Raw genomic sequence first — 267 nt, forward strand, 5'->3', positions numbered from 1 at the left:
ATCCGAATTGGTTGACGCAACGTGCGTATGTGACGGGCAATCAACTGGCTTTATCATTTGGCGATGATGAATGGACATTTGCAGAAATCAATAGCATCGCACTCGAATACGCCGGCAAGTTGGCGCATTTTGGGATCACGGAACAATCACGAGTGGCCGTATTGGCGAGATCGAATGCTGAAGCTGTTTTTGTCATGTATGGCTGCCTGCATATCGGCTGTGAAATGGTCATGCTTAATGAACGGCTCGCAGCAGCGGAACTAATGT

At 48.3% G+C, this 267-nt stretch carries 1 protein-coding gene; it reads left to right on the top strand.

The window, feature by feature from the left end; all coding sequences use genetic code 11:
• Window positions 1-267 (top strand): AMP-binding protein (locus tag SB775_RS30105; protein ID WP_410864914.1); only part of this gene is annotated, 267 nt, incomplete at both ends.

Source organism: Peribacillus sp. SIMBA_075, assembly GCF_046534585.1.